The 7933-nt window shown below is 39.9% G+C and carries 5 protein-coding genes; all 5 read right to left on the reverse strand.

The window, feature by feature from the left end:
* Positions 1-8: 8 nt before the first annotated feature.
* Complete coding sequence (locus DPG01_RS08030) at positions 9-2528, reverse strand: isopeptide-forming domain-containing fimbrial protein (RefSeq protein ID WP_228156977.1); 2520 nt, start codon at positions 2526-2528, stop codon at positions 9-11.
* Positions 2529-3010: 482 nt separating this feature from the next.
* Positions 3011-3154, reverse strand: coding sequence for a methionine/alanine import family NSS transporter small subunit (locus tag DPG01_RS08035; protein ID WP_086210379.1), 144 nt, complete (start codon positions 3152-3154; stop codon positions 3011-3013).
* A gap of 10 nt (positions 3155-3164) precedes the next feature.
* Entirely contained in the window at positions 3165-4643 is a 1479-nt protein-coding gene (locus DPG01_RS08040) for a sodium-dependent transporter (RefSeq protein ID WP_086210380.1), read from the reverse strand.
* A 973-nt stretch (positions 4644-5616) separates the two neighbouring features.
* A complete protein-coding gene (locus DPG01_RS08045) occupies positions 5617-6180 on the reverse strand; it encodes a DUF4256 domain-containing protein (RefSeq protein ID WP_110974728.1) in 564 nt (187 codons plus the stop codon).
* A 134-nt stretch (positions 6181-6314) separates the two neighbouring features.
* Positions 6315-7673 (reverse strand): MFS transporter, encoded by a 1359-nt coding sequence (locus DPG01_RS08050; protein ID WP_110974729.1) that lies wholly within the window; start codon positions 7671-7673, stop codon positions 6315-6317.
* Positions 7674-7933: the final 260 nt, after the last annotated feature.

Raw genomic sequence — 7933 nt, forward strand, 5'->3', positions numbered from 1 at the left:
ACCTACGCTTAAGGGTTAACACGAATAACAAAGTAGAAATTGGCTTCTTGATTTGGATCTAAACTACTCACCAAAGCGGAAACTTTGTCACCTGAAGATAAATTTGTTCCAGTCGGAACAATGACTGGCGTGCCTACTAGGCTGGTATAGGCTGGGACAACATCATTAAATTGCACATTTTTCACCACGGAACTACCATCATTTTTCAGCGTTAGCTTATACACTACACACTGATTCGGCTTAACCGAAACCAACTGAGTGGAATAACTCAAAGATGCTAAATTACTGGTTGTACAGCTACTATTCACAGCTTGTGTTTTCAGTAGTTGCAGATGCCCTGTTGCAACCGTGGTTACGTCAGTATTTTTTAAGTTCTCTAAATGAATGCCATTAAAGTCAGAAATCTCGACTAAAATATCAGCCTGACTCACGACCCCTTCAGTTGCAGAAGGCGCTGCTTGAACTTTGAGTAATAACTGAATATCAGCCTGAGCCACTAAACCCGCACTGCCCAAAAGCTGATTTAAACTGGTTGTTGCGCTTATAATTTGGTCTGCACTATCAATCTGACCATTTTTATTCGCATCATAATAAAGGGTATAAACAAAGCCATCATTTTTCAGTGGAACCACTTTCAAATTCACTTGAGAACCTGCGTTTGCACCTTCTGCCATATTGCCCAAATTCTTTAAAGTATGCGCATAGACAATTGTGCCACCCACACTTACCTGACCTTGCTGATCATTGGTTAACGTGAGTAAGCGTGCCACATTACTTTCAATTTGGTTCTTAATGGAGTCCGCTTGTTGATTGACAGGTGATTGAATCACAAACCAAATTGGCGCTGTAAAATTCTGTTGGCTTGCATCAACATCAACCACCGCACAATAGCTCTTGCTCGCACCCGCAGCTAAAGTACCTGTATTGGTAATCTGCTTACCCACCGTTTGACAGCTGGCATCTCCCTCATAAAATTTGACGCTAAAACCCGTTTTGCTGGTCGGCATGATATTGGCTACATCAATCACGCTAAATGAAGCATACACATTATAGTTATTGGCTTGAGTTGAATTATTCTTTGCCACCAAAGGAAAAACGGCTTTCCCGGAAACCACTTTAACTGTCCGCAAAGGTTGGCCTGCACTATCCACGACACCCACACCTAATCCCGACTGATCGGCGTTGTATAAGTCACTACTGCTGGATGCTGCTGTTAAGCTTGTAATTTGGTTTCGAATTGGGTCAGAGGCGGAACTCGAAGCAATGGATGTCGCAACCACATCAATATTGATATCACTAACACTGCTGGTACAACCCGTAGAAGCAGACACCCCAAGCTGAATTTGTTTTACTGCTGCATTGGAAATGGAACCCGTATCCACTTTACCGTCGCCATTGGTATCTGTGAGTAAGGTTTTTCCATCCTGTGTGTAAAAATTAACTTTGGCACAGCTAGGCAAATTACTTGAGCTATAGCTTAAATTATAAGTATCTGTCGTATTACCAACGTTCCAAACATAGTTGTTAAAGAAAACTTCTTGGCCGGGTTTTAAACTGGCTTGGATCACCAAGTTATCTGGACTGCTATTCGGGTTGCCTAAGTTCGTTGCTGAACTAGATTTATTATTTAAAACCACACCATAGACAGCCGCCAAGTTATAAATCACGGTATTGGAAAAACTGCTTAGTTTTACAGTGGTGTTATCCGTGTCATATTGCACAAAACCTGCTGTGTTTGGAATTTTATTGGCAGCACCTTGTTTGACTTTGGCTTTAAAACTGAGTGTGCCTGATGTGAGTGGTGCAACCGCTGCAATATTCGCTTCGAGACTCTTTCCATCCGCTTTGAGCTGATAAGCAATCCCTGTATTGGCCGATGCTTCTGTATCATTAGCATCGGTTAATGCCGTGGTATTTTGGTTCCAGATTGCTGAACCTGCGACATACTCTAAAGAATCATCCAATACATCTTGTAATACCACACGACGTGTTGCTGTCCCTGTATTTCGATAGGTCAAGGTATAGGTAATCTGATCCCCTATATTTCCTTCGCTTACACTCTGGGCCTTCATCAGTGAAATCACAGCATCATCGACTACGCGAATCGTATCTGTGACTTGTGCAGAAAGCGTCGTATTTTGCTGGCTCACCGCTTTAAGATCTAAACTACTAAGCTGATTAAACGACACACTGGTCGGAATACTGCCCACTATCACGATAGCTAAAGATTGACCCGCATTTAGCTCAATTGAACCTGTCAATAAGTCTTCGGTATTGTCTGGTAAACCATTTTGATCGCGGTCTGCATAGACCTTAACATTACTTAAATCAAAATTATCGCTATTACTTTGCACCAAGCTAAGTGAATATTGATCAGTCGTGTTACCCGTATTGGTTAACACATGTGGAAGGTTTACCACGCCACCAATCACACCATATTGGTTTTGATTTTGTACTAAAGTTAGTGCATAGGTTTTTTGCACTTCCAATGCCACAGGATTGGAATTAACCAATAAGACATTCCCCATCTCATCAGTATAGTCCCCAGACGCAACGTTAGAAATATAGCTTCCAGGCTGCGGAAATGCGTGTGCTTCTAATGAAAAAAAAAATATAAACGTCAGAGCAGAAAATTTCTTTTTGTTAATTTTCATATGAATTAGCCAGCAAAAGTACAAACTATGTCACAATTCTATACTATTTTGTATCATAGTTGTTATTGTGTTTACACATTTATGAGATAAATTTTGTACAGCGCCATTTCGCAATTTATCCATCATTCAAAGCTGGTCGAACTACAGATATAAATGACCCATATATCCAACTCAACATCCCCCCTTCAGCCACTTACAGCCTCCAAAGCAGAAGGCAGATAAAAGCAAACCCTGATGGCTACCCTATGGATCTCATCCTCCGCTTTGCGCAAAAACAACGCCCAATGAAATTCATTGGGCGTTGATGTGGAACAAGACTCAATCTAATTCAAAACTAAGCCTTCTAGCGAATAAGCTTACAACGTATGTTGATCCTTGACATCTTCAAGAACATCATCGAGCTCTTCTGGATTTTTCATTAAATGTAGGATAGACAAAATCAGTCCACCCCATAAAAATACCATTGAAATAATCATCATCACGATTGCTGAAGTATTCATATATGCTCTCCTAGCGATCTTTCATTTTACTGAGTATGACTGCAACGACAGCACAGAAAATCACACTGCCCCACCCAAAGACGCCTTGTAGACTCATGCTATAAGTATCGTAACCATTTTTCACCAAGTTAAATACAGTCATGCTCAACGTGATTAATAAGATCAGCGAAGTAATAACTGTTAAAGTGAAATCCCAGCCTTTACCCAATTGAATGGTCGAAATACGGTTTACGTGATCACGAAGCTCACGTAAAGCAGAGCGCTTAAACCAAGCCACACTGATAATCGACAACAGTGCACCACCGATAATCCCAATATTATTGATAAAGTGATCCACGATATCTACCAATTTAATCGCATTCACACTTGAGAATAAGATCACCGATACCAGTGCACTACCACCACCAATAATGGTCACTGCTTTTTTACGGCTCCATTTTAGCTTGTCCTGCATCGCAGCAATTGGTACTTCCAAGATACTCACCATGGAAGAAATACCTGCGACAAACAATGACGAGAAGAACAACAGACCGAATAAATCAGCACCTGCACCCAAGCTTGAAATGATTTTTGGAAACGCAATAAATGCCAGACCAATACCACCACTGACGACATCTTGTACTTCTTTACCCGCCGCATGTGCCATAAAGCCCAATGCTGCAAAAATACCAATACCCGCCAAGATTTCAGTTGAAGCATTGGCAAAACCAACGATCAGACCCGAACCCGTTAAGTTAGTTTTCGGCTTTAAGTAAGAGGAATATGTCACCATGATCCCGAAGCCAACGGAAAGCGAGAAGAAAGTATGACCATAAGCCGCCAACCACACTTTATAGTCCATCATCGCCGACCAGTTCGGTGTAAAGAATGCATTTAAGCCTTCTGCTGCACCTGGTAAACGAAGCGATTGCACCACTAAAATGGTGAATAAAACAAATAACAGAGGCATGAAAATCTTATTCGATAATTCCACACCTTTTTTCACCCCACCAAACAAAATAATTAAGGTCAGTGCCCAAATTCCCACGATTGGCCAAAATAAATGACTCACAAACTGTAAATCGAAACCCGTTGCTTTCGAGGTTTGTAAGTAGGTATTAAAGAAGAAACTTTCAGGGTCGCTGCCCCAAGCCTGACCAATCGAGAAGTAAACATAGCTTCCCGCCCACGTCAGTACGCTGGCATAGTACAAACCAATGATGATACACACACAGACTTGCCACCAACCTAATGTTTCACCGCCTTTAAACAAAGCCCGATAGGCTTTAGGGGGAGAACCTGTACTGCGATGCCCTGTTGCATAGTCTAAAAATAACAGGGGTAAACCTGCCGTAATCAACGCCAATAAATAGGGGATAAGAAAGGCACCACCGCCATTTTCATAAGCAACATAAGGGAAACGCCAAATATTACCTAAGCCTACAGCCGAACCTACAGCTGCAATAATAAAACCAGATCGTGATGTCCAGTTTTCACGAGTTCCTGACATAAAACACCTAAACCTAGACACTTTTTAACTGCTTTTTATTTGCTTATCTCGCAAGTAAAAAGTGCCATACAATATTAATCTTGAGTGTTTGATTTAGCTTCGACCTTTTGGGTACCCGATTCTAAATGACAAACAGAGAAGTTTTCACAAGACCTTGGTTAAAGTGTGTCGATTAAACTTCCCTTTTATATGGTTCAACAATACTCACTTTTATAAAAATATTCTGTAATTTCTGCTTCAAATATTCCATTTTTATAATATGTACTGATTCAACCGTTCAATTTATCAGCTTATTTATTGTACTGTTTTGGTTATGAATTAACAAACTTTTTAGAATGATTTGTTTCCGTTATTTATTAGCTAAACTATTTAGAGGAATCACAAAAGCCAAAGTAGCAATGAGCACATCTCATATATTCTAATTATCTCTATTAAGCCATATTTTAAAAATATATTTTTCACGTTTTTATTCAAATATTATCAGAGAAGAAGATAAACCCATGATCATGTGACCTATGTGTTAAAACCATAAACCATTGTCCTCCCCTTTATCTCACCTACATTATTCATATCCTCATTTCTTTAGTATCGAACAGATATTGAGCAGTCCATTTCATTCTGAATAAAATTAAAATTGCTTAAAATAGAAGCTCTCCAACATCAGTAGATCTTCTATGATCCCAAGTTAAACCGCTCCAAAAGCCTATTTATTTACATGAAGAATATCCCTATTTTATGAAAAAATCATTTTTGTCAGTTTAGGCTTACATGCATCGTCGTTAAACCCGCTATGACACACATCGCTCATCACGTATATTTAAAACATCAGGAGACAGGACGTTTCCCAAACGAAAAACAACAATAATCAGTTTGAGCATCAGGATGTGAGATATGACAGGAGTTGTATCTAAGCACTGAAATACAAAGAAACCTCGACAGGATGTCGGGGTTTCTTTTTATCTACCTATATATATTAAAGTTTAATATAGGTTCGAAAGCCTCGGCTTGCATAGTATGAGGCAGCACCATTGTGATAGCTAAATGTCCGCCCATAACGTCGATCACAGAAAATCGCTTCACCCTGTTGGCGTAGTTCATTTGGTGTTTCGACCCAACTGGATGTTTTCAAATCAAAACTGAACAATTGCTGTAAAGCATAATACTGAGATTCAGTCATAAGCATCACAGCATGTTCTTTAACCCAATCCATCACCGTATTTTCAGGAGGATGATCTTTACGCGTAAGTAAAGCCTCTTGGTCATAGCACATACTCCGCCGCCCTTTTGGCGATTCAAGTGCACAGTCAAAAAAATACAATGCTTGAGTATTCAGCAATACAGCCACATCTGGCTCACCACCACTAAGCTCCATGTGATGTAATGACCATAACTTATCTGGCTGCCTTAAAAGTTGTTCATGGATATCTGCCCAGCGGATATGCTCATGACGTTCCATATGTGTCTGAAAACGTTGTTTCAAAATTTTGAATAGATTATTGGCTTGTTGAGGGTCGAGTTGCTGATGCACTTTAGTCATTCTTCTTATCCTGCTTATTTTAAGCATCTATAAGCATAACATTGGCCATGCAAATTGAGCACATCACTCGCATTACGCTGTTGTTCAAAAATAAAAGGCCCTCTGTTTGAGAGCCTTTTATTTCATTCATATCATCAAGACGGTGCCTTGACTGAGCTTGAAACTTTCACTTGAGACGTTACAGTTTCTTCAGCATTATTCAGACGAATGAAAGAGACGGCAATTGCAGCAATAATTGCTGGAATTGCAACTGCAATAAAGTTCATTTTATGCGGTAGCTCCATTCCCAGCAGCACCCCAATGACAATTGGTCCGACAATCGCACCAACACGCCCAATGCCAGATGCCCAACCTAAACCTGTTGAACGAACAGCCAGCGGATAATACTGCGCTACATAACTGTATAATAAAATACTACAGCCTATCGACGCAGCTCCTGCAAGAGCAACCAATAGATAAATCACAGGCTGTGGTGAATTAAAACCTAAACCAACAAGCGCGACTGCGCCAACAATCAACATACTGATAATGACAGGTTTCAAGTGGAAACGGTCTGCAAGAATACCCCCTCCTGCTGTTCCAATCACCGCACCAATATTCAAAGAAAGTAAAAACATCAAACTACTCCCCATCGAATAACCCGCAGCCATCATTAGTTTTGGTAACCAACTGCCTAAGGCATACACCATCAATAAGCACATGAAAAAGCAGCACCAAAATAAGATAGTGCCTCTAGCACGGCCATTTTTAAACAAGGCAGCGACAGACGCATCTGGCACTTTTGCTTCATTCAAGATTAAAACAGTATTTGGCGACACCGTCTCGTCAGGAACCAAACGTTGAATAATATTACGTGCTTTTTCAGTTTGTTGAGCTTTCACCAAAAAAGTGACTGATTCAGGTAAGAATTTCCATAAAATTGGGATAAAAAGTAATGGAATACCTGCAATGAAGAACATAATTTTCCAGCCAAACGTCGGGGTGAATGCTGCACCTAACAATGCCGCCATAATGCCACCCATGGCATAACCACTAAACATGGCTGTCACCAAGGTGCTACGAAATTTTTGTGGAGCATATTCCGAAGTCAGCGCAACCAAATTAGGTAACACCCCACCAATCCCAAGACCAGCAATAAAACGTAAAATACCAAACTCAGTCGGGTTTGATGCAAAACCACCTGCAAACGTGAAACCGCTAAACAAAGTGACACAGATAATAATAACTTTTTTTCGGCCAATTTTATCCGCCAACATCCCAAATAGCATTGCGCCAAACATCATACCTGCTAAAGCGGTACTGGCCAGCATACCAGCCTGTACTGCTGTCATTCCCCACTCTTTCATTAAGAGCGGTAAAGCAACACCATTAATGGCTAAATCATAACCGTCAAATAAGACGACAAATAAACACCATAAAACAACCGTTAGATGAAAGGGTTTAAACTTCGCCTGATCGATTACAGCATTTACATTCATTGTTGTCGCTGTCATTTTTTCCTCACCTCCAATTGTGAGCTTTATTATAAATAAGTGAATCATTGTTCACTTTTATATAAAATGAATCATTATTCATTTTTTGTCTATAAATAAAGCAATCAAAACTGCACTTTTTGGAAAAACTAGACTAAAGTTGTATAAAAATGCGGTAAAACGATTTGCACTTCTTCAAATTCTTTGATAAATGGTAGATATTTCACATAATTTTAATTTATATAAATGTATTTTTGCATAATTTAGCGCATATTCTCCGC

The sequence above is a fragment of the Acinetobacter sp. WCHAc060042 genome, assembly GCF_003231195.1.
Taxonomy (GTDB): Bacteria; Pseudomonadota; Gammaproteobacteria; order Pseudomonadales; family Moraxellaceae; genus Acinetobacter.